Genomic DNA, 22,194 nt, shown 5'->3' with positions numbered 1-22,194 from the left:
GGCCTATCTCCTCAGCCAGCCGAGCAGGCCCTTGCCCCCCGACGGCTTGCGCGCCGGGGACGCCGCCTTGCCCGACAGCGCCGCCGCCAGTTGCGCCAGGGACTGGCTGATCTTGTGGCCTTCCGCCACCTCGCCCAGCATGCGGGCCTCGGTGGCCGCCTCGCCGAACAGCGCCGGATCGGCGGGAATCACCAGGGCGGGCTGGACTTTCAATGTCTCGGCGAAATCCTTGGCCGACAACTGCGCCTTGCGGCCGTTCTCGGCCCGGTTGAGCACCAGGCGGGGCTGGCTCAAGCCCTGGCGGCGGGGAGACAGCAGTTCCAGCAGCACCTTGGTGTCGCGCAAGCATGCGAAATCGGGAATGGCGGTGACCACCACCTCGTCGGCGGCGGCCAGGGCAGCTTCGCTCCACTGGTCCCACACATGGGGGATATCGAGCACCACCAGGGCGGCCATGCGCGACGCCAGCTCCACCATGTGCTCGACGGCGTCGGGAGAAATGGACACGCGGCTGCGCCCGTCGCCGGGTGCGGCCAGGACCTGCAGATGGTCGTCGTATTCGGACATGCAGCGGTCCATCAGCACCTCGTCCAGGCGCTCGGGGTTCGCCAGGGCGTCGGCCACGCTCTGCTTGGTGTCCAGGTTGAAGGCCAGGATCGAGGTGCCGAAGGGCAGGTCGAGATCGATGAGAATCACCTGCTCGCCCAGATGGCGCGACGCCGCCCAGGCCAGATTCTGGGCGATGGTGGACGAGCCGGTGCCGCCGCGCGCCCCCCAGCAGGCCACCACCCGGGCCCGCGGCGCCGAAGCCGGGTCGGCGAACAGGCCGGTCAGGCTGTCCACCAACTGGCGGGGGGCCACCGGGGCGGGCAGGTAGTCGGCGACGCCCTTGGCCATCAGCTCGCGGTAGAGGCGGATGTCGTTGGTGGGGCCGATCACCACCACCTTGGTGCCGGCGACGCAGACCTCGGCCAGTTGGTCGAGGCGCGACCGCAGCAAGGCCGGGTCGGTCTCCTCCACCACCAGCACCTGGGGCGTGGGCAGGTCGGCGTAATGGCCGATGGCCGCCGCCAGCCCGCCCTCCATCAGACCGAGGCGCGACTTGGCCAGCGGCCGGTCGAGGACGGCGGCGCGCAGGGCCTCGGCGGTGTCGGGGCCGCAGCAGAACGCCTCGATGGTCAGGCGATAGGCCATGTCCGCCTCCTACTTGCTCCCGCCCGAGGATTTCGCGCCGGCCGACGATCCCACATCCGAGGTCGAGCCGGCGCTGAGGGCTTCCTTGGCCGAACCGGTGGCATCGCCCTTGCCGTACTTCTCCAGCACGGTGGAGGCCCGGGCGCCGTCGCGGCCCGAAGTTTCGCGGGCGCGGACCAGATCGGCCGGGTTCTGCACCATCAGCGCCCGGTTGCGCTGAAGGGAGCAGCCCCAGTTGCTGTGAGGCGCGTTGGCATAGTCCGGGTTGAGCCCCCGGTCGAAAGTACCGCATTCCGGCGCCTTGGCCTCCCAGACCGGCACCCGGACCTGGGCCTGGCCGGGTTGAAGGGCGGCATCGGGACCGCTGGCCACCGCCACGTTCACCGCGGCCACGCCCCAGGCACGCAGCGTGTCGGCCAGGGTCTGGGCGAAGGCCTGGGCGCCCGCCTCCTCGCCCGGCCGCGCACCGGCGGTGATCTCGATGGCGCCGGCGCCGCGCCTGAGCGATTCCTCGGCCAGACGGCCCAGGCGGTCACGGTCGGCGGAGGACAGCGGCGCGCCCTCGGCGGGGCGGGCGAACAGGGCCACCGCCGCCTTTTCCTCCACGACGATAGGGTGGGCCAGGCGATAATCGTGCTCGGCCAGATCGGCGGCGCAACCGCCGAGCAGCGGAGCCAGGACCAGGGCGGAGAGGACGGCGCGGAACGAAGTCATGATGTCCTCCTCACTGGACGATATGGCCATAGGGGCCCTGCAGGGCCGGGGGCGCGGCCGGCGCTTCGCGGGAGCGGGTGGTGTAGGTGTCCTGCAACCGGCCCAGCAGAAAGCGCTTCAGGTCCGAGCTGGGGGCGAAGCCGTCGTTGGGGGTGGCCAGCCCCGGCTGCTCCAGCGGGCGGACCACATAGGCCGACAGGATCACCACCAGTTCGGTCTCGTTCCTCTGGAAGGCGTTGGAGCGGAACAGCGAGCCCAGCACCGGCAGGTCCATCAGCCCGGGCAGGCCGGCGATGTTGCTGGTGATGTCGTTCTGCAAAAGGCCGGCGATCATCAGCGAGCCGCCCGAGGGCAGTTCCACCGTGGAGCCGGCGCGCCGCACCTTGAAGGCGGGAACCGAAATGGTCGAGCTGACGGCGGTCTTGTTGGCGGTGTCGATGGCGCTGACCTCGGTGCTCATCTTCAGGCTGAGGCGGCCGGGATCGAGCACCACGGGGGTGAAGGCCAGCAGCACGCCATAGGGCTTGAACTCGATGTTGATGGCGCCGTTGGTCTGGGAGACGGGAATGGGCAGCTCGCCGCCGGCCAGCATGGTGGCGGTCTCGCCCGACACCGCCGTCAGGTTGGGCTCGACCAGGGTGCGGATCAGGCCCTGGTTTTCCAGGATGTTGAGATTGGCCACCAGCGCGCCGATGCCGGTGATGGTGGCGGTGCCGAAGATGGCCGAGCTGGACGAATCGATCAGCCCCACCGAGGCGCTGGTCTTCGACCCCGACCCGATGGCGGCGCCGCCGAAGAGCGGAATGGCCTTGTTGGCGGTGACGCCCACCCCCAACTCCTTCAGCACGGTGCGCTGGATCTCGGCCACCTTGACGTGAAGCAGCACCTGCTGCTCGTTGACCACGCGCAGCAGGTTGACCAGCTTGGTGTCGTCGGCCACGAAGCGCCGCGCCACCAGCTTGGCGTCGCGGACCGCCGCGTCGTTCTTCACCGCGCCCGACAGGTACAGGCTGTCGGCCACCGCCTCGACGGCGATGGAGCGCTCGTCGGGAAGCACGGCGCGCAGAGCGTCCTTCACCGCCTGGGAATCGATGGACACGTTGAGATCGATGCGGCGCATGACCCGGCCGGAGCGGTCCATCAGGAAGACATTGGTCTGCCCCACCGCCCGGCCGGTGATGTGGACCAGATTGGGGGCGCGCACGATCACATCGGCGATGTCGGAATTGCCCATCACCACGTCCCTGACGGCGCCGGGCAGGGGCAGATCGATGCTCTTGCCCACCGGGACCTGCATGGATTCGGCCGAAACGGCGGCACCGGCCCGCAGGACCTGCGGCGTGCCGGGACGCGGCGCCCGGGCCGGTTCGGCCGGGGCGTCCACGCTGACCACCTTGGCGCGCGGCGAGGCCAGCGGCGGCGGCGGCTCCTCGTCCCGCGCCAGGGCGGGCGCGGCCACGAGCACCGCCAGCAAGGCGGCAAACAACTGACGCCGGATCATCGTCCCACCCCTTCCGAACTGATCTGGCCGGCGCGGTTGACCCGCACACCCTTGGGAGCGGGCGGCGCCGCGCGCTCGGCCTTCGGCTTGAAGCCGACCACCGCTTGCAGCACCTTGCCAGCTTCCAGGTCGGCGGTGAAGTCCAGTGTCTCGGCCGACGCGGGCGACGGCGCCGATTCCGAGCCGCGCGGCGGCCGCAGGGACAGTTGCAGGTTGCCCATCATGCCGGCCACGGTCAGCACCTCGGCCTGTTTCGGCGTAACCTCGAGAGTGGCGGTCTTGCCCTGGATGGGCGCGCCGTCGCGCCCCCTGGTGATCTGCTGGTCGATGGCCAGCACCCGAAGATCGGCCAGCACCGTCTCGGCGCCGTAGCGAAGCAGCAGCCCGCTGCCCGATTCCATGGCAGGGCCGCCCTCGTCGGCCTTCTTGATATCGGTGGCCAGCACCACGTCCACCCGGTCCCCGGGCGTGATGAAGCCCGACACGGCGGTGGGGTTGGTGATGGCGATGGAGACGGCGCGCATGCCCGCCCCCAGCATGCCCGCCAGCACGCCCGACGCCTCGGGCCGGAAGGTGGTGGCGGCGGAGACCGGCTCGCCCTCGGCCAGCGGCCGGCGCGCGATCATGCCGACGAAGGCCGCCTTGGTGTCCTCGCCCGGCTTGCGCACCGCCAGGCGGTCGCCCGCCGCCGATTTCGGCCAGACGTCATAGCGCAGGTCGTCGCCGACCAGGGCGGCGCCCGACGGCACGTCGCGGGCGACGATCAGGACCTCCACGGTGGCGGGCTCGTCGGCCGCCTTGGCGCGGCGCGCCTCCTGGCGGTCGAGCCAGGACTTGGCCAGCATGGCGGTGCCCCCGGCCGCCAGGGCGGCCACCACGACGATGATGACGATGGGTCGCATGACGCACCTCTCCCCGAACTCAGCCGGCCAGCCGGGGCAGCAGGCTCACCGCCGCCCAGTCCAGACCGCCGGCGGCGATGGCGACGCCGTAGGGAACATGGCCGCGCATCACCGGGCGCAAGTCCCCGGCCTCGGCGCGGCGCCGCACCAGGGCGGCCAGCGCCACCAGGCCGCCGACCAGGGCCATGACCAGCAGGAAACGCGGCAGCTCGGCGGGGCCGACCCAGAGAAGCACGGCCGGCACCAGCTTGGCGTCGCCGCCGCCCCACACCCCCAGGCTGAACAGCATGGCCGCCGCGACGAAGGAGAGGACGCCGGTGCCCAGATGCGCCAGCCAGGCCTCGCCGTCCAGGCCCATGGCCAGGGCGGCCGGCACGAAGGCCGCCAGCACGGTGAGCGGCACGCGGTTGGGGATGCGCAAGGCGCGCAGGTCGCCCCAGGCCGCGTCCAGCAGCGCCGCGACGAAAACAATCGCCGAAATCATGAGGATGATATTGCCCATTCCCGCCTCCAGGGGCCGATATGCTTCCATCCGGAAGATTCACGACCCGACTTCATCCCGCTTCCTACATTAATCCTAGCGGCCACCATCATGGCGCACAGTGAAATTATCCACAGATACCAAAGAATTACACTTACAACAGGCGCATTCATTCCAATCAAAATAAAAAAGGCGCCCCGATCCAGGGCGCCCTGTTTATATTCTGCTGCGCAGCCTTGGCGGCCGCATCTCCTGCTACATGCTGCCGGCGATGGTATTGAAAGCCGTCAGGATGCGGGGGCCGACCAGCAGCATGCCGGGGATGGCGATGATGGAGATCAGGGCGGCGATCAGACCGTATTCGATGGCGGTGGCGCCCTGCTCGTCACGGGAGATCTTGGTCATGGTGTTGCGGATCGAAGTAAACATTTGTCATCTCCTTTAATCTGTTCGCGGAAACTCTGAACCATCTCATCGCTTCCGTTCGAGTGTCCCGGGTCTGAACTGCGTTTCGCGTTCCCGCCCCTATCTCGTGAGACAATATTTGCCATACCATACCAAATCTTTCTGTGAAGACTCGCACAGAGACATAAGTTTTATTTGTGCAGATTAGTTCAAATTTTAGCAAAAGCCGCCCCCATCGCCCGGCCATGTGGCCGGACGGGCGGGACTCCCGGTGGGAATTGGCGGGATTTAAGCGGCGCCGCGGGCCGCCGCCATCAGCTGCAGGCGGGGCAGGTCGCAGATGACCAGCCCCATGGAGCGGCGCCGCACCACGCCTTCGCGGGCCAGCTCGCCGATGGCCTGGGCCACCTTTTCGCGGGTGGTGCCCGCCCAGGCGGCGATTTCCTTGTGGTTGGGCAGATCGGCGATCTGCCACGAATCCGGCTTGGCCGGATCGGGCTGGGCGAGGCGGAGGATCTCGCCCCACACGCGCTGGCTTTCGCTTTGGCTGGAGAGCTGGGCGACCCGGCTGTCCAGGCTGCGCACGATGCGGGTGAGGCGCTCCACCACCTTGATGGCGATGACCGGGTACTGGCGCATCAGTTCGAGAAAGGCGCCGCCCTCCAGCGAGGCCAGCACCGAATCCTTGGTGGCCACCACGCGGGCCGAGCGCTTCATGCCGTCGATGGCGGCGAGCTCGCCGAAGTAATTGCCGGCGATGACGTCGGCCAGGGCGACCTCGCGCTCGTCCGAGCCGGTGGTCAGGATGCGCACCGCCCCCTCGACGACGAAATAGACGTCCAGCGTGTCGCTGTCCTTGTCGAAGATCTGGGCGCCCGTGGGAACCCGCGACCAGTTGCAGCGGGCCTCGATATCGCCCAGCGCCGTCTCGTCCATGTCGGAGAACAGGGATACGCGGGCCAAGCCGCCATCGATCACGTCCATCATCTGCGAACCCGTCATCAACGCCCGTTCCCCGTCTTGGAGTATCGGCCCGGGCCGGCCGCTTTTCAATACGGGCTTGGCCCCATCGCCCGCCGCCATGCCACCCCGTCACACTTGGTCGAGGATGGCGACAATTCGGACATTCCCCCCGGTCGAACACCCTAATACCATGGAATGAGCAAACTCCGCCCGATGGACGCCGCCATGGACAAGGACCTGCGCCACTGCCTGCCGGACCGGATTCGGGCCATCGTCGGATTGCTCAGCCATATGGCGGCTTCCGACTCCATCGCCCCGCTGATCGCCGATGGCTGCCGCTGCGCCGAGGAGCGCCCCTGCATTCTTTGGGATGCATGCAAAAGCATACACCGGGCCTTCCAGACCGACATTCATTGATGTCGGGGGCTTACCCGAAATCATCACGATCGGACTAAAGTCGTGCCTTCCCCCGGCGGAATCCCTGGGGTTAGCATGATGATCATGAACGCAGACACCCCCCTTGCCGCCCCCATTTCCCCCACCGCCCCGTTCGGTCCGCCGGATGGTCCGGCCATGGACCGGGTGGTGGCCTGGCTGAGCGAACCGGCCCGTCGCCTGCACGGCATGATCCGCCAGCTTCCGGGCTTCGCCCCCCTGCGCCATGCCTCGCTGTCGGTCTATGACGCCCAACACGACATGCTTTGGGCCTTCTCGTGCAATTCGGACGGCGCCGGCCCTCCCGATGTGAACGAGATCGTGATGACCGACGTCCCGTCCCTGGTCATGCTGGCCGACAGCCACGAGCCCAGAATCGTCAACGATCTGGCGGCGTTCGGCGGGGAAGGCCGGTTCCATACCAGCGGCGCGCGCAATTCCGACACCCGCTCCAGCATGACGGCCCCCATCCTCGTGGATGGCCATCTGTTGGGCTTCGTGATTTTCGGAGCCGCCATTCCCAATTTCTTCACCGCCCCGGTCTGCGACACCCTGGTGACCTTCACCGAGGCCTTCGGCATCCTCATCGAGCGGGCGAGGGGCCTTTCCGACTAAGCCCCGGGACGCTATGCTCCGGCCCAGCCGCGTCCGGAGACCGACCAGTGCCGCCCCATCCCCCCCAATCCCTGCCCATGTTCTTCTTCGGCACCCTGATGGACGAAGAGGTTCTGGCCGCGGTGCTGGGGCGCACGGCGGACCCCGCGCTGATGGAGCCGGCCCGGCTGGGCGGCTGGCGGCGGACCAACATCGCCGGCCGCACCTATCCCATGCTGATCCCCCACCCCACCGGCGCGGTGGAGGGCCTTCTGGTCCGCGGCCTGGACGAGCGGGACTGCCGCCGCCTCGACCATTACGAGGGGCCGGAATACCGGGTAGGCTGCCTGATGGTCCGCAGGCGCGACGGAACCGAGGCGATGGCGGAAAGCTACCTCTGCCCGCCGGGTGTCACCGGCGGCCGCGAGGAATGGCGGCTCGAAACCTGGCGCCTGCGCCACAAGCGGGCGGCGCTCACCCGCATCCGCGCCCTGATGGCGGGATGGCGGGATTAGAGCAGGCTGCGGAAAAACTCGCCCGCCACCCTTTTACCCGTCACCCCCCGCGAAGGCGGGGGCCATGTTGACGCAATTCTACCATCTCAACACAAGATGTGGCTGGTGGATGCATGGATCCCCGCCTTCGCGGGGATGACGGGACTTTTTCCGCAGCCCGCTAAACCCAAGACGGATTGTCACCCCGAGCCTAAAGCGAAGGGTCTTTCAGGCACAGACGGCAACCGCCTCAGGCTGAAAACGCTCAAGCCATGACAGCGCGATCAGGCGTTGGGATTGACCGGCTTGCAGGCTTTGCCGGCCTTGCCCAGGCGCTTGCAGGCGGCGCGGGCCTGGTCCTCGGTGAAGCCGGAGATGCGGGCGCGATAGACCGTCTTGGCGCCCTTGCCCGCCTTGTCGATGTCGATGGAGGCCTTGGACACCAGCCCGCCCAGCTTCTTGGCGGCATCGCTGGCCGCCTTGTGGGCCGGCCGGTACTCGTTGAACGCGCCCACCTGGATGGCCCAGCCCGCCGGGTCGGCATCGCCCACCGCGTCGTCGTCGTCGTCGTCATCCTTGGCGGCGCGGGCCGGGGCGCGCATGGCGACCTTCTTGGCGGGAGCCGGCTTGGCGGCGGCCTTGGCCTTAGGCTGAGCCTTGGCCGCCTGGGCGGCGGCCACCAGCTCGTCGAGGTCGGGCAGGTCGTCGGCCTCGGCCTCGGCCATCTCGACGCTTTCGCCCTTCCGCAGCTTGGCGAAGCCCTTGTCCAGCAGCTGACCCATGTGCTTGTCGCGCGACGCGGCGGTGTTGCCGCCGAACACCACGCCGATGATGCGCTTGTCGCCGCGCTTGGCCGACGAGATGAGATTGAAGCCCGAGGCGTGGATATAGCCGGTCTTGATGCCGTCGGCACCCTGGTAGCGCAGCATCAGGCGGTTATGGGTGTTGATGGGCTGGCCGTCATAGACGAACTGGCGGGTGGAGAAATACTTGTAGTAGCCGGGATGATGGCGGATCAGGGCGCGGGCCAGGGTCGCCTGGTCGCGCACCGTGGACACCTGGCCGAGATCCGGCAGGCCCGAGGCGTTGCGGTAGGTGGTGGAGCGCATGCCCAGCGCATGGGCCTTGCGGGTCATCATCTGGGCGAAATTGGCCTCGGTGCCGCCCACGCCTTCGGCCGCCACCACGGCGGCGTCGTTGGCCGACTTGGTGACCAGGGCGAGGATCAGGCTTTCCACCGAGATCTTCTCGCCGGGCTCGAGCCCCAGCTTGGACGGCGACTGGGCGGCGGCATGGGCCGAGGTGGTAAACTTGGTGTCGAGGCGGATGCGCCCCGCATCCAGCTCGTCGAACAGCAGGAACAGGGTCATCACCTTGGTCAGCGACGCCGGATAGGATTTGGCGTCGGGACTTGCCGCATGCAGGACGGAACCGGATTCCGCGTCGATGACGATGGAGGCGTAGCGCCCGGCCAGCGCCGGCTGGGCCGACAGCGTCAGGACCGCCGCCACGGCGACGGCCAACAGGCGGACACGATTCAGGAATCCGGTGCGGCTCAGGTGCAACGTCTCGACCTTCCGTTCAGCGACTGAGTTGGCTTAGGGTATCGCCGAAACCTTAAAGATTTTGCGAATCTGTGTAAAGCTTCGCGAACCGCCCGATTCCCGCCATATTTCCCTGCCCATCCTTGCAGGTCCCGCCCCTCGCCAACGGAAAACCGCCATGCCCCGCCGCCTCGCCCTCTCCACGCTCGCCCTCGCCGCCGCCCTGTCGGGATGCGCCTATACCGGCGGTGATGTCGGCAACCCGCTGTTCCGCAAGGTCCAGTGGTTCTCCTTCGTCGAGGGCGCGGACATCCGGGAAGCCTGCGCGCCGGGTTCGCCCGAGCGTTTCCGCCTGGTCTACAATGCCCTGTGGGACCAGCAGGTGCGGTTCTACGAATGGGAGTCCACAGCCCCGAACCTGAAGATCAGCGCCATCACCCGCCCGGGCAATGTCGCCACCATCGAGCTGACCGACCCGCTGTCGCCCTGGCGGGCCGATACCGCCTCGGCTCCCCTGGATCAGGCGGCGCGGGACGGGTTGTCCGCCGCCCTGGACCAGTCCGGCGCCTTTGGGGCGCCGGCGGTGGGATTGCAGTTGCCGTCCCACTCCTATTACTGGACCGCCGCCAGCTGCCGCCAGGGCAGGTACACCTTCACCGCCTGGGCCTACCCCTCGGCCGCCTACGACGCCGCCCGTTTCCCCGCCGCCCTGGCCGCCCTCGATCCCGGCCGCGACAAGATCGTCCCCCCCGGCCCCGTAGCCTTCGACCCCTTCCGCGAGAACGACCGCAAGCGCGGCGGGTTGGGCGAGTTCACCCTGAAGGTTGGAGCCGACGGCCTCGATTACGGGCTGTAGCCGAGCCGGGCGGGACTATGGCTTCCGAGCTACGCCCTGCCTCGATGCCAGCCGAAAGAGATACGTATAAGTTCGCACCACGTTAACCTTATGTCCTCAAGATACGCTTGCCCCGATGGCACGACCGCCATCTCAAGCCGAGGATGACAGACATGGCCGCGACCCTGACGGTGAAGACCCGCATCTATGGCGGCTTCCTCAGTATTCTCGCCTTCCTGGTGATCGTCGCCGTGATGGTGGGCATCGGCCTCGTGACCATCGAGCGCAACGTCTCGGAATTCCAGCGGGTCAACGCCAACACCATCCGGGTTCTGACCATCGACCGCAACGTGGTGGGATTGCGGCGCAACGTCCTGGCCTATACCGGCAGCCAGGGCGACGCGGGCGCGCTGAGCCGGATTCGCGCGCTGCAGGGCAGCCTGGAGAAGGACCTGGGCGACGCCATCGCCGCCACCATCGATACGGAGCGCAAGGCGACCCTGACGCGCATGAAGGCGCTGTTCGAGGAGTACAACGCCAATTTCGACAAGATCACGGTGCTGCGCGGTGAACGCGACAAGGCGCTCGTCGAGCGGGCCGCCCCGGCGGGCGCCGCCATGGTCGATGCGCTGGGCGGCGTGGTGGACGGCGCCATGGCCGATGGCGAGTACCAGACGGCCGCGCACGCCGGCAAGGCGCTGCAGCACCTGTTGCTGGCCCGGGTCAGCGCCAACCGCTTCCTCGCCACGCCGGACCAGAAATTCGCCGATTCCACCCTGGCCGAGCTGGCCGCCACCGAGGCGGCGCTCAAGGTCCTGGCGGCGCAGGCCCGCGACGCCCGCAGCCGCAAGGCCGTCGATACCGTCGGGCAGATCCTGCCCGCCTACCGCGCCGACTTCGTGGTGATCCTGAACGGCACCCTGGAGATCGACCGGCTGGTCTCCAAGGAGGCGGCACGCCTCGGCGCCGAGTTCGCCGACCTGGCCGTCAAGGTCAAGGATGCCCAGATGGAGGTCATGACCGCGCTGGGCAGCAGCACCGAGGCCACCATCGACAGCCAGGAAGCCTGGTCCAAGGCGGTATCGACGGTGGCGGTGGTGCTGGGCCTGATCTTCGCCATGCTGATCGCCCGCTCGATCCTCGGCCCGGTGGGCGCCATGACCGGGGTGATGGACCAGCTGGCCCGCAACAACCTCGCCATCGACGTCCCCTATGCCGAACGCGGCGACGAGATCGGGACCATGGCCCGCTCGGTGGCCCATTTCAAGGATCAGCTGATCCGGGTCAAGCAGCTGGAAGCCGAGCAGGAGGAGCAGAAGAAAAGGGCCGAAGCCGACCGCCTGATGGCCATGCGCAAGATGGCCGACACCTTCGAGGACAGCGTAGGCAAGGTGATCGAGACGGTGACCTCGGCCGCCACCGAGCTTCAGGCCGCCTCGGGCCAGATGGCCGGCACCGCCACCGAGACCAGCGCCCAGGCCACCACCGTCGCCTCCTCGGCGACCCAGGCTTCGGCCAACGTCCAGACCGTCGCCTCGGCCACCGAGGAGCTGTCGTCCTCCATCAACGAGATCTCCCAGCAGGTGGAGCGCTCGCAGGCGGTGGCCGAACGCGCCCGCGAGGAGGCCAGCCACACCACCGATCAGGTCCGCTCGCTGTCCGAGAACGTCGGACGCATCGGCGAGATCGTCAACCTGATCAACGACATCGCCGCCCAGACCAACCTGCTGGCGCTCAACGCCACCATCGAGGCGGCACGCGCCGGCGATGCCGGCAAAGGCTTCGCCGTGGTCGCCAACGAGGTCAAGAACCTCGCCAACCAGACGGCGCGCGCCACCAGCGAGATCGCCGGCCAGATCTCCGCCGTGCAGCAGAGCACCTCGGCCGCCGTGTCGGCCATCGACAGCATTTCCGCGGTGATCGGCGAAATGGGCGAGATCGGCACCTCGGTGGCCTCGGCGGTGCAGCAGCAGACCGCCGCCACCGCCGAAATCGCCCGCAACGTGGAACAGGCCGCCGCCGGCACCTCCGAGGTCTCGGGCAACATCGTCTCGGTGGAGCAGGCGGCCCGCGAAACCGGCGCCGCCGCCGAACAGATCCGCGAATCAGCCACCGACCTGTCCCGGCAGGCGGAATTCCTGCGCCACGAGGTTTCCACCTTCCTGGCCCAGGTGCGGGCCGAGAAGAAGGACATGGTGCTGCTGCGCTGGGATGCCGCCCTGGAGACCGGCCAGGCCTCGGTGGACCAGCACCACCGGGACCTCTACGATCTGGTCAACAAGGCCTATCGCGCCATGATGAGCGGCGACGGCCAGGTGGCCGCCGCGGATCTGCTGGCCGAGCTGGACCGCTCCATGCACGCCCATTTCGACGACGAGGAAGGCCTGATGAAGCGCCACGCCTATCCCGAGGCGGATGCCCATGCCCGCAGCCATCGCGCCTTCTTCCAGCGGATCGACCAGCTGCGCGCCGCCATCGCGTCGGGCAACGCCTCCGCCGGGGCCGAGCTGTTCGATTATGTGGCGACCTGGCTGGTCCAGCACATCCGCAAGGAAGACCTGGTCATGGCCCGCTTCATGGCGGAAAGGCATGCCGCCTGACGGCGGGGCCGCCTCTACGATTACGGATATATTGCAGCGCAACAAACCCTATTGACTCGCTGCAACCAGACTCGCATGATACGCCCCATGTTGCATTGCAGCATGGGGCGGTCTGTTTGTCCCGGCTGCGCGAACCCAACCAGGGAGATTCCTTCCATGACCACCGCCAAGGCCAAGCCGGCCGCCGCCAAGACCGCCGCCACCACCCCCGCCGCCGCCCCCGTGAAGGCCACCAAGGCCCCCGCCCCCATCGCCGCCGCCCACGCCGACGCCGTCAAGACCATCGAAGAGGCGGTCACCGTCGGCAAGGAGACCATCCAGACCGTGGTGAAGGCCTCCGCCGACGCCGCCGTCAAGGGCTACGACAAGGCCGCCAAGGGCTACGACAAGGCCGTCGCCATCGGTAAGGAGCAGGTCGAGGCCGCCGTCGCCGTCTCCAAGGAGACCATCGAGACCGTGGTCAAGGCGTCCGCCGACGTGGCCGCCAAGGGCTACGACAAGGCCGTGGCGCTGTCCAAGGAGCAGGTGGACGTCGCCGTCGCCGCCTCCAAGGAAGCCGTGGAATCCGTGGTGAAGGCGTCGTCCGAGGCCGCCGCCAAGGGCTACGACAAGGCCGTCGCCATCAGCAAGGAGCAGGTCGAGGCCGCCGTCAAGGCGCAGACCGCCGCCTACAAGGGCTACGAGGACGTGCTGTCCTTCGGCAAGGAGAACGTCGAGGCCTTCGTCAAGGCCGGCACCATCCTGACCAAGGGCCTGCAGGACATCTCCAAGGCCTTCGTCGGCCTGACCCAGGCCAGCATCGAGGAGCAGGTCGCCGCCTCCAAGGCCCTGCTGTCGGCCAAGACCCTGAAGGAATTCATCGACCTGCAGACCGACCTGACCAAGGCCGGCGTCGACAAGCTGGTGGCCGAGTCCACCCTTCTCGCCGAGCAGTCGGTGAAGCTGGTCGAGGACGCCCTGGCCCCCATCGGCGACCGCGTCAACGCCACCGTCGACAAGCTGGTGAAGGCCGCCGCTTAATTCGGCAAGCCTTCCTGTCAAGACAGAGGCCCGGCGGAAACACCCGCCGGGCCTTTTTCATGCCCGCAATCCCCTCATGCGGAAAAAGGGGCCTTTTCGCCGGGCATCCGCACCCAATATGATAGGGGTGTAAAGTCAACCAAGGCCCAAGCACACAGGCATGAGCGAAAACGGTAACGACAAGCACGGCGGCGACGACGGTCAGACGGGGGTGGTCATCAAGACCCGCCCGAAAACCAAGAAGCCGTCCATGTACAAGGTCCTGATGCTGAACGACGACTACACGCCCATGGAGTTCGTCGTGCATGTCCTCGAACGCTATTTCAACAAGAGCCGAGAGGATGCGACCCGCGTCATGCTGCATGTCCATACCAGGGGTGTCGGGATTTGCGGTGTTTACACATATGAGGTGGCGGAGACCAAGGTGACCCAGGTCATGGACCTGGCGCGCCAGAACCAGCATCCGCTGCAGTGTACGATAGAAAAGGAATAGCCCGCCTGTCGCGGCGCGTTCCCCCAGGATAAGGATCGGCCCCATGCTGTCGCGCAACCTGGAGCAAAGCCTGCACCGTGCCTTGTCCCACGCCTCCGAGCGCCGCCACGAATACGCGACGCTGGAGCACCTTTTGCTGTCGCTCACCGACGACCAGGACGCCGTGGCGGTGCTCAGGGCCTGCAATGTCGACCTCGACAAGCTGAAGCGGGACCTCTCCGAGTTCATCGACACCAACCTGTCGGAACTGGTCTCCCCGCGCGGCACCGACCCCAAGCCCACCGCCGGCTTCCAGCGGGTGGTGCAGCGCGCCGCCATCCATGTGCAGAGCTCGGGGCGCGAAGAGGTCACCGGCGCCAACGTCATCGTCGCCCTGTTCTCCGAGCGCGAAAGCCACGCCGTCTACTTCCTGCAAAGCCAGGACATGACCCGGCTGGACGCCGTCAACTACATCAGCCACGGCGTCGCCAAGGCGCCCGGCCGCGGCCAGAGCCGCACCGTCCACGGCGCCGACGAGGAAGCCTCGGGCGAGAAGGTGGTGAAGAAGGGCCAGGAGGCGCTGGGCGCCTATTGCATCAACCTCAACAAGAAGGCGGCCCAGGGCAAGATCGACCCGCTGATCGGCCGCGACGAGGAAATCGACCGCACCATCCAGATCCTCTGCCGCCGGTCGAAGAACAACCCGCTCTATGTGGGCGATCCCGGCGTGGGCAAGACCGCCATCGCCGAAGGACTGGCCCGGCGCATCGTCAACGGCGAGGTGCCCGACGTCTTGAAGAACGCCACCATCTTCGCCCTGGACATGGGCTCGCTGCTGGCCGGCACCCGCTATCGCGGCGATTTCGAGGAGCGCCTGAAGGCGGTGGTCACCGAGCTGGAGAATTACGACGGCGCGGTGATGTTCATCGACGAGATTCACACGGTGATCGGCGCCGGCGCCACCTCGGGCGGCTCCATGGACGCGTCGAACCTCTTGAAGCCCGCCCTGGCGGCGGGGTCCTTGCGCTGCATCGGCTCGACCACCTACAAGGAATTCCGCAATCACTTCGAGAAGGACCGCGCCCTGGTGCGGCGCTTCCAGAAGATCGACGTCAACGAGCCGTCCATCCCGGATACCATCAAGATCCTGAACGGCATCAAGACCTATTACGAAAGCCACCACAAGGTCCGCTACACCGCCGAAGCCATCAAGGCGGCGGTGGAGCTGTCGGCCAAGTACATCACCGACCGCAAGCTGCCCGACAAGGCCATCGACGTCATCGACGAGGTGGGCGCGTCGCGCATGCTGCTGCCCGAATCCAAGCGGCGCAAGACGGTGACGGTCAAGGATGTCGAGGAGATCGTCGCCAAGATCGCCCGCATCCCCCCGAAAAGCGTGTCCACCAACGACGTGGAGGCGCTGCGCAACCTGGAACGCGATCTCAAGACCCTGGTGTTCGGCCAGGACAAGGCCATCGAGGCCCTGGCATCCGCCATCAAGCTGGCGAGAGCCGGCCTGAGGGAGCCGGAAAAGCCCATCGGCTGCTACCTGTTTTCCGGCCCCACCGGCGTCGGCAAGACCGAGGTGGCCCGCCAGTTGGCCAAGATCATGGGCATCGAGCTCACCCGCTTCGACATGAGCGAGTACATGGAGCGCCACTCGGTGTCGCGCCTGATCGGCGCGCCGCCCGGCTATGTGGGCTTCGACCAGGGCGGCCTGCTCACCGACGCCATCGACCAGCACCCCCATTCGGTGCTGCTGCTCGACGAGATCGAGAAGGCCCACCCGGACCTGTTCAACATCCTGCTCCAGGTCATGGACCACGGGCGGCTCACCGACCATAACGGCAAGACCGTGGACTTCCGCAACGTGATCCTGATCATGACCACCAATGCCGGTGCCGCCGACCTGGCCAAGGCCGCCATCGGCTTCGGGCGCGAGGCGAGGGAGGGCGACGACACCGACGCCATCAACCGCATGTTCAGCCCGGAATTCCGCAACCGCCTGGATTCCACCATCGCCTTCGCCAACCTGACGCCGGAGATCGTCGCCCAGGTGGTGGACAAGTTCGTCATGCAGTTGGAAACTCAACTGGGCGACCGCGACGTCACCATCGAACTGACCGACGAAGCCCGCGCCTGGCTGGCCAGGAAAGGTTATGACCGCTCGTTCGGCGCGCGCCCGCTGGCCCGCGTCATTCAGGAGCACATCAAGAAGCCGCTGGCCGAGGAATTGCTGTTCGGCCGCCTGGCCAAGGGCGGCATCGTCCGCATCCGGGTGGGCGAGGACTCCAAGCTGGACTTCGAGTTCCTGGCCACCGCCCCCAAGGCCGACAAGATCCCCGAACTGGTGGAATAAGGACTTGCCCCCGGGCAATCGCAACCAGGGCGCTCCCTTCGGAGCGCCCTTTTGCTTGCCCTGGATGAGGGGCTAATTCTTGACAATTACCCTCCAGTTGGAGATAATGAACCCGTAACAGAGAAGGAGGCGAGCCGGGATTGGAAGGTTGTCACGACAGTATCCGATGCTCCAATCGCCTCACCCGAGGCAAAGGCAACACCGGACAGGAGGATGTTGACAGCATGACGCCACCGGGTCGAGTTTGAGGTGCCGATATAGTGGCACAAAAGACTTTTACATCTCTGCACTACAACTTATCGGCCCTTGCGCCGACCATATAGGACCTGTGGGTCCCCAAACCATAAGCCCCGCACGGAACGCGATGTCTCCGGCGGGGCTTCGGTTTGTCTGGGCGCATATTTAGGGCATCGAGCCTCAAATATGAGGCGCGGTGCTCCTGCGCCCATTGAGGGCGCGGCCAAGCGCACGAAGGCGCGCGCTAAGGCAGAGGGGCGGCGAATAAACTGAGAGAGCGTGATGCACATTTTGGGCATCACGCTCTAGGGGTTGTCCGAGCCTGACGGCATCGACCCGGCCAAACTCGGACAAACTCCAGGTCGATCAGACCTGCCCGATGGGCGGCAGGGTGACGGAGAAGCGGGTGCCTTCGCCGGGGGTGGAGGTGACCCAGATGCGCCCGCCGTGGTGCTCGACGATCTTCTTGCAGACGGCCAGGCCGATACCGGTGCCTTCGAATTCGCCCCGGCGGTGCAGACGCTGGAAGATCAGGAAGACGCGGTCGTAATACTTGGGCTCGATGCCGATGCCGTTGTCGACGACGGTGATGATCCATTCCTTGCCGGTATTCTCGGCCTCGATGGTGATCACCGGCTTGCGCTCGGGCGAGCGGTACTTGATGGCGTTGCCGATCAGGTTCTGGAACAGGCGCATCAGTTCCTCGCCGTCGCCCAGAACGGTGGGCAGGACTTCCGGCGGCGTGGCGATCTCGGCGCCACTTTCCTCGATCTTCACCGACAGGGCGCGCAAGGCGCGTTCCACCACGGGGCCCAGCGCCACCGGCAGCATGGGCCGGGTGATGCGGCCGATGCGGGAATATTCCAGCAGATCGAGGATCAGCCGGTCCATGCGCGTCGCACCGTCCTTGGCGAAGGCGATGAACTCGCGGGCATCGTCGTCCAGCCGGTCGTTGTAGCGCCGGGCCAGCAAGTCAACGTAGGAGGAAACCATCCGCAAGGGCTCGCGCAGATCGTGGCTGGCCACATAGGCGAACTGTTCCAGTTCGGTATTGGAACGTTCCAGTTCCGCGGCCTTGTCCCGCAATTCCTGCTCGGCGCAGCGCTGCTCGGTGATGTCCCTGATGGTGCCGACCATGCGGACGGGCTTGCCGCCGGCGTCCCGTTCGATCCGGCCCAGCCCCGCCACCCAGCGCAAGGTGGAATCGCTTTGGCGGACGATGGCGTAGGCTTTGTCGAAATCGTGGTCGCCCGCCTGAATTTCCGCCAGATAGGCCGCCAGTTCGGCCTTCATCTCGGGCGCCACCAGATCGAGCCACCCCTGGCCGCTGCGGAGGTAGTCGGGACCGATACCGAAAATCTCGTCCAGGATGGGAGACGACCGCCAGCGATCGGCCCGCATGTCGTAGTCGTAATAGCCGAGATTGGCGACGCTCTGGACCTCCAGCAGCAGGGCCTGGTGCTCGCGGATGGCGGTTTCGGCCCGCATCTTCTCGGTGATGTCCTGGACGGTGCCGAGGATCTCCTGCGGCTCCCCCGTCTCCGACGTGGTGAGCTGGGCGCGGGCCGTCACCCATTTGACCTCGCCGCCGTTGGCGATGATGCGATGCTCGACCTCGAACGCGCCGCCGTTCCTGAGGGCATTCATTTCCTCCCGGACCCGATCGCGGTCGTCGGGATGGATCATCTCCATCACCTTGGCGAAGGATACCGGAATGCCGGGGGAAAGGCCGAAGATATGGTAGGTCTCCTCCGACCAGCGCACCTGATCGGTGGGCAACTCCACCTGCCACGAGCCGATATGGGCGACGCTTTGGGCCCGGCTCAAGGTCGCCTCGCTGTTCTTGAGTTCGGCGCGGGCGGCCACCTCGTTGTGATAACGGCGCAGCAGCATCACGAACAGCGCGGTGAGCGACACGATGCCCGCCCCCACCATGCCGGCCAGGCGGACCGTCTGACGCCGCCACTCGCCCAGAACGGAATCCACCGGAACGGCGGCGATCAGCACCAGGCCATAGCGCTCGAGCCGCCGGAACGCCGTGACGCGGGTCACCCCATCCAGGGGCGAGGTGGTGACGGCGGCCCCATTGACGCCGCCTTCGGAAATGGCGGGGAAGATCTTTGAATTGTCGACCTTCGAGCCCACCGCCCCTTCAAGGAAGGGATGGCGGGCCAGAATGACGCCGTCGCCACGCTGCAGGTTGACGATGGAGCCGTCGCCCAGGCTGAGAGTCTGGAAAAACGGCTGGAAGGCATCAACCCGAAGAGTGGCGCCGGCCACGCCGGCGAAGCCGCCATCGGGATTGGACAGCCGCCGGCTGATGATGATGACCTGATTGCCGGTCACCGCGCCGATGACGGGGGCGCTGATCTCGGCCTGGTCAAGGGTGCTGGCCCGGTGGAGCTTGAAGTACTCCCGCTCGGCGATGGAGATGGGGCGGAAGGGAAAGCTTTGGCCATGCAGGCGGATGATGCCGGCCTGATCCACCATGTAGAGAATGGGAACCGCCGACAGCGCCTTGCCGTAATCGTGGAGGATCTGCCAGCTCGTGCGGTCGTTGGCCAGAACGCTCCAGTCGCCGATGCTGCGGAACTGAATGCGCGCGGCGTGCAGCGCCATATCGGCGCCCTCGACGGTGCGCAGCACCTGCTCGGCGGCGATGTCCGCCATGGACTGGGTGCGGAAAGCCGCCTGGGCCATGAAAGTATCGCGGTCGCGCAGAACGGTCATGGCCGACCAAACGACCACCACCGCCATGACGGCGCTCCATAGCGCCAGCGGCCACCATTTCAGGGGCTTGGCGGAAAGGCTGGGGCTGCGGCTGGCGGCGAGGGACAAGGAAACTACCATTCCGGGGGAGGGACTGCTAACCAATGGTATAAAAGGCGGTTAGGGACGTAAAGCGGATAGATCAAATTCCCCATAAGGAAAGGGCTCCGCCATGGCGGAGCCCTTCAAATAAATAACCGCACTCAGGTAGTTCTACTTACCCGCGAGCCATCTTGGCCAGACGCATGCGCAGCGCATTGAGCTTGATGAAGCCCTGGGCGTCGCGCTGGTCGTAGACGGAGTCTTCCTCGAAGGTGACGTAGTCCATGCGGTAGAGCGACTTGGGCGACTTGCGGCCCACCACCGAGGCCACGCCCTTGTAGAGCTTGAGCCGCACGGTGCCGGTAACGTTCTCGCTGACCTTGTCGATCATGGTCTGGATGGCGATGCGCTCCGGGCTGAACCAGAAGCCGTTGTAGATCAGCTCGGCATAGCGGGGCATCAGCTCGTCCTTCAGGTGGGACTCGCCGCGATCGAGAGTGAGGCTCTCCATGGCGCGGTGCGCCACGATCAGCACCGAGCCGCCGGGGGTCTCGTAGACGCCGCGGGACTTCATGCCGACGAAGCGGTTCTCCACCAGATCCAGGCGGCCGATGCCGTTGGCGCCGCCCAGCTCGTTCAGCTTGGTCAGCAGGGTGGCCGGGCTCATGCGCACGCCGTCGATGGCCACCGCGTCGCCCTTTTCGAACTCGATCTCCACATAGGTGGGCTTGTCCGGTGCCTTCTCGGGGGAAACCGAGCGGGTGTACATGTCCTCGAAGGGCTCGACCCACGGGTCTTCCAGCGCCTTGCCCTCGTAGGAGATGTGCAGCAGGTTGGCGTCGGTGGAGTAAGGCGCCTCGCCGCGCTTGTCCTTGGCGATGGGAATCTGGTGCTTCTCGGCGAAGTCCAGCAGCTTGGTGCGCGAATTGAGGTCCCACAGACGCCACGGCGCGATCACCTTGATGTCGGGCTTCAAGGCGTAATAGCCCATCTCGAAGCGGACCTGGTCGTTGCCCTTGCCGGTGGCGCCGTGCGACACGGCGTCGGCGCCGACCATGTTGGCGATCTCGATCTGGCGCTTGGAGATCAGGGGGCGCGCGATGGAAGTGCCCAACAGGTACACGCCTTCGTACAGGGCATTGGCGCGGAACATGGGGAAGACGAAGTCGCGGACGAATTCCTCGCGCAGGTCGTCGATGAAGATGTTCTCTTCCTTGATGCCCATCAGGCGGGCCTTGGCGCGGGCCGGCTCCAGCTCCTCGCCCTGGCCGAGATCGGCGGTGAAGGTCACCACCTCGCACTGATACTGGTCCTGCAGCCAGCGCAGGATGATGGAGGTGTCGAGACCGCCGGAATAGGCCAGAACGACCTTCTTGACTTCGCCCTTCATGGCAAACGCCTTTCCGAGATGGGGGAGGGATTTGGCGGCGCAGTATAGGCAAAGCCGCGCCGCTGGCAACAGATTCAGCCGTGATGTTCGTCCACGATGCCGGCGGCGGCGCGGGCCTTGGCCAGGCTGGCCCGTTCCCGCTGGCTTTCCGAGCGCAGCTGGCCGCAGGCGGCCAGGATGTCGCGGCCCCTGGGCATGCGGATGGGGGCGGAATAGCCGGCATCCTGCAGGATGTCCGAAAAGGCCTTGGTGGTCTTGATGTCGGGGGTTTCGAACTCCGAGCCCGGCCAGGGATTGAACGGGATCAGGTTGAACTTGGCGGGCAGGCCCTTGACCAGCTTCAGGAGCGCCCGGGCGTCGGCGGGGGAATCGTTGACGCCCTTCAGCATGATGTATTCGAAGGTGATGCGGCGCGCATTGGAGGCGCCGGGATAGTCGCGGCAGGCGGCCATCAGCTCCTTCAAGGGATACTTCTTGTTGATGGGCATGATGCGGTCGCGGATCTCGTCGGTGACCGCGTGCAAGCTGATGGCCAGGTTGACCCCCAGGCGCTCGCCGCATTCCTTCATCATGGGCACCACGCCCGAGGTCGACAGCGTGATGCGGCGCTTGGAAATGCCGATGCCCTCGCCGTCCATGGCGATTTCCAGCGCGGTGGCCACGTTCTCGAAATTGTAGAGGGGCTCGCCCATGCCCATGACCACGATGTTGGAGAGCAGGCGCCCGCCGTCGTCGGGGGTGGGCCACTCGCCATAGGAATCGCGGGCCACCATGAACTGGCCGACGATCTCGGCCGCCGACAGGTTGCGCACCAGCAGTTGGGTGCCGGTATGGCAGAAGCGGCAGGTGAGCGTGCAGCCCACCTGGGTGGAGATGCACACCGCGCCGCGCTCCTCGTCGGCATCGGGGATGTAGACGGTCTCGGCCTCGTGGCCATCGTCGAACTTCAGCAGCCACTTGCGCGTGGTGTCGGTGCTGGTCAGCTCCTTGGTCACCTGCGGGCGGCGCACAACATAGCGCTCGGCCAGGGCCGACTGCATGGTCTTGGAGATGGAGGTCATCTTGGCGAAATCGGTTTCGCCGCGATTGTACATCCAGTGCCACAGCTGCTTGGCGCGGAAGGGCTTTTCGCCGATGGCGGCCATCTCGGCGATCAACTGGTCGCGCGACAGGCCGATGAGATTGGTCTTGGTGTCGTCCATGGTGGGCAACACATAAGGATCGGCGCGCCCTAAAGCAATGG

At 66.7% G+C, this 22,194-nt stretch carries 19 protein-coding genes; 8 read left to right on the top strand and 11 right to left on the bottom strand.

The genetic code is table 11. The features are described from left to right. Nucleotides 1–3: 3 nt before the first annotated feature. From WV31_RS15140 to WV31_RS15110, 7 genes are all read right to left on the bottom strand, one after another. Nucleotides 4–1,194, bottom strand: coding sequence for an AAA family ATPase (locus tag WV31_RS15140; protein ID WP_085374350.1), 1,191 nt, complete (start codon nt 1,192–1,194; stop codon nt 4–6). A 9-nt stretch (nt 1,195–1,203) separates the two neighbouring features. Then, entirely contained in the window at nt 1,204–1,908 is a 705-nt protein-coding gene (locus WV31_RS15135; protein ID WP_237051317.1) for a CpaD family pilus assembly protein, read from the bottom strand. Between the two features lie 10 nt (nt 1,909–1,918). Continuing rightward, nucleotides 1,919–3,409, bottom strand: a complete 1,491-nt coding sequence (locus WV31_RS15130) for a type II and III secretion system protein family protein (RefSeq protein WP_085374348.1) — start codon at nt 3,407–3,409, stop codon at nt 1,919–1,921. Next, nucleotides 3,406–4,311, bottom strand: coding sequence for a Flp pilus assembly protein CpaB (gene cpaB / locus WV31_RS15125; protein WP_085374347.1), 906 nt, complete (start codon nt 4,309–4,311; stop codon nt 3,406–3,408). Before cpaB ends, WV31_RS15130 begins: the two co-directional genes overlap by 4 nt. Before the next feature lie 19 nt (nt 4,312–4,330). Then, nucleotides 4,331–4,813: an A24 family peptidase gene (locus WV31_RS15120; RefSeq protein WP_085375599.1), complete on the bottom strand. Its 483-nt coding sequence runs from the start codon at nt 4,811–4,813 to the stop codon at nt 4,331–4,333. Nucleotides 4,814–5,047: 234 nt separating this feature from the next. After that, nucleotides 5,048–5,221 (bottom strand): Flp family type IVb pilin, encoded by a 174-nt coding sequence (locus WV31_RS15115; RefSeq protein ID WP_085374346.1) that lies wholly within the window; start codon nt 5,219–5,221, stop codon nt 5,048–5,050. A 264-nt stretch (nt 5,222–5,485) separates the two neighbouring features. Further along, nucleotides 5,486–6,199 (bottom strand): Crp/Fnr family transcriptional regulator, encoded by a 714-nt coding sequence (locus WV31_RS15110; protein WP_237051316.1) that lies wholly within the window; start codon nt 6,197–6,199, stop codon nt 5,486–5,488. A 156-nt stretch (nt 6,200–6,355) separates the two neighbouring features. On the opposite strand from WV31_RS15110, the gene WV31_RS15105 reads away from it, so the two are divergent. From WV31_RS15105 to WV31_RS15095, 3 genes are all read left to right on the top strand, one after another. Beyond that, nucleotides 6,356–6,577 (top strand): hypothetical protein, encoded by a 222-nt coding sequence (locus tag WV31_RS15105; RefSeq protein WP_145980880.1) that lies wholly within the window; start codon nt 6,356–6,358, stop codon nt 6,575–6,577. Between the two features lie 84 nt (nt 6,578–6,661). Then, a complete protein-coding gene (locus tag WV31_RS15100) occupies nt 6,662–7,210 on the top strand; it encodes a GAF domain-containing protein (protein ID WP_237051315.1) in 549 nt (182 codons plus the stop codon). A 47-nt stretch (nt 7,211–7,257) separates the two neighbouring features. Beyond that, nucleotides 7,258–7,704 (top strand): gamma-glutamylcyclotransferase family protein, encoded by a 447-nt coding sequence (locus WV31_RS15095; protein ID WP_237051314.1) that lies wholly within the window; start codon nt 7,258–7,260, stop codon nt 7,702–7,704. Between the two features lie 263 nt (nt 7,705–7,967). On the opposite strand, the gene WV31_RS15090 is transcribed toward WV31_RS15095, so the two are convergent. Then, nucleotides 7,968–9,248: a D-alanyl-D-alanine carboxypeptidase gene (locus WV31_RS15090; protein ID WP_085374343.1), complete on the bottom strand. Its 1,281-nt coding sequence runs from the start codon at nt 9,246–9,248 to the stop codon at nt 7,968–7,970. A gap of 157 nt (nt 9,249–9,405) precedes the next feature. Between WV31_RS15090 and WV31_RS15085 the strand changes: the two genes are divergently transcribed. The 5 genes from WV31_RS15085 to clpA all read left to right on the top strand — a co-directional run bounded on the left by WV31_RS15085 (nt 9,406) and on the right by clpA (nt 16,513). Continuing rightward, nucleotides 9,406–10,083, top strand: a complete 678-nt coding sequence (locus WV31_RS15085) for a hypothetical protein (RefSeq protein WP_085374342.1) — start codon at nt 9,406–9,408, stop codon at nt 10,081–10,083. 152 nt (nt 10,084–10,235) lie between these two features. Then, nucleotides 10,236–12,662: a bacteriohemerythrin gene (locus WV31_RS15080; RefSeq protein ID WP_237051313.1), complete on the top strand. Its 2,427-nt coding sequence runs from the start codon at nt 10,236–10,238 to the stop codon at nt 12,660–12,662. 156 nt (nt 12,663–12,818) lie between these two features. After that, a complete protein-coding gene (locus WV31_RS15075; protein ID WP_085374341.1) occupies nt 12,819–13,682 on the top strand; it encodes a phasin family protein in 864 nt (287 codons plus the stop codon). A gap of 160 nt (nt 13,683–13,842) precedes the next feature. Further along, nucleotides 13,843–14,175 carry an ATP-dependent Clp protease adapter ClpS gene (clpS, locus tag WV31_RS15070; protein WP_085374340.1) on the top strand — a complete coding sequence of 111 codons (333 nt, stop codon included), beginning with the start codon at nt 13,843–13,845 and terminating at the stop codon, nt 14,173–14,175. A 43-nt stretch (nt 14,176–14,218) separates the two neighbouring features. Continuing rightward, nucleotides 14,219–16,513, top strand: coding sequence for an ATP-dependent Clp protease ATP-binding subunit ClpA (clpA, locus tag WV31_RS15065; protein ID WP_085374339.1), 2,295 nt, complete (start codon nt 14,219–14,221; stop codon nt 16,511–16,513). Between the two features lie 603 nt (nt 16,514–17,116). Here the strand turns inward: clpA and WV31_RS15060 are convergent. The 3 genes from WV31_RS15060 to rlmN all read right to left on the bottom strand — a co-directional run bounded on the left by WV31_RS15060 (nt 17,117) and on the right by rlmN (nt 22,153). Beyond that, complete coding sequence (locus WV31_RS15060) at nt 17,117–19,588, bottom strand: PAS domain-containing protein (RefSeq protein ID WP_145980879.1); 2,472 nt, start codon at nt 19,586–19,588, stop codon at nt 17,117–17,119. A 148-nt stretch (nt 19,589–19,736) separates the two neighbouring features. Next, on the bottom strand, nt 19,737–20,951 hold the full coding sequence (locus WV31_RS15055) for an argininosuccinate synthase (protein WP_085374337.1): 1,215 nt from the start codon (nt 20,949–20,951) through the stop codon (nt 19,737–19,739). Nucleotides 20,952–21,025: 74 nt separating this feature from the next. Then, the gene (gene rlmN, locus WV31_RS15050) at nt 21,026–22,153 is read right to left on the bottom strand and encodes a 23S rRNA (adenine(2503)-C(2))-methyltransferase RlmN (protein WP_085375595.1); all 1,128 of its coding nucleotides are present in this window, start codon (nt 22,151–22,153) and stop codon (nt 21,026–21,028) included. Nucleotides 22,154–22,194: the final 41 nt, after the last annotated feature.

Origin of the sequence: Magnetospirillum sp. ME-1 (assembly GCF_002105535.1) — a bacterium.
Lineage (GTDB): Bacteria > Pseudomonadota > Alphaproteobacteria > Rhodospirillales > Magnetospirillaceae > Phaeospirillum.
Note: the sequence above shows the minus strand (reverse complement) of the source record. Positions and strands in the feature narration are given on the sequence as shown.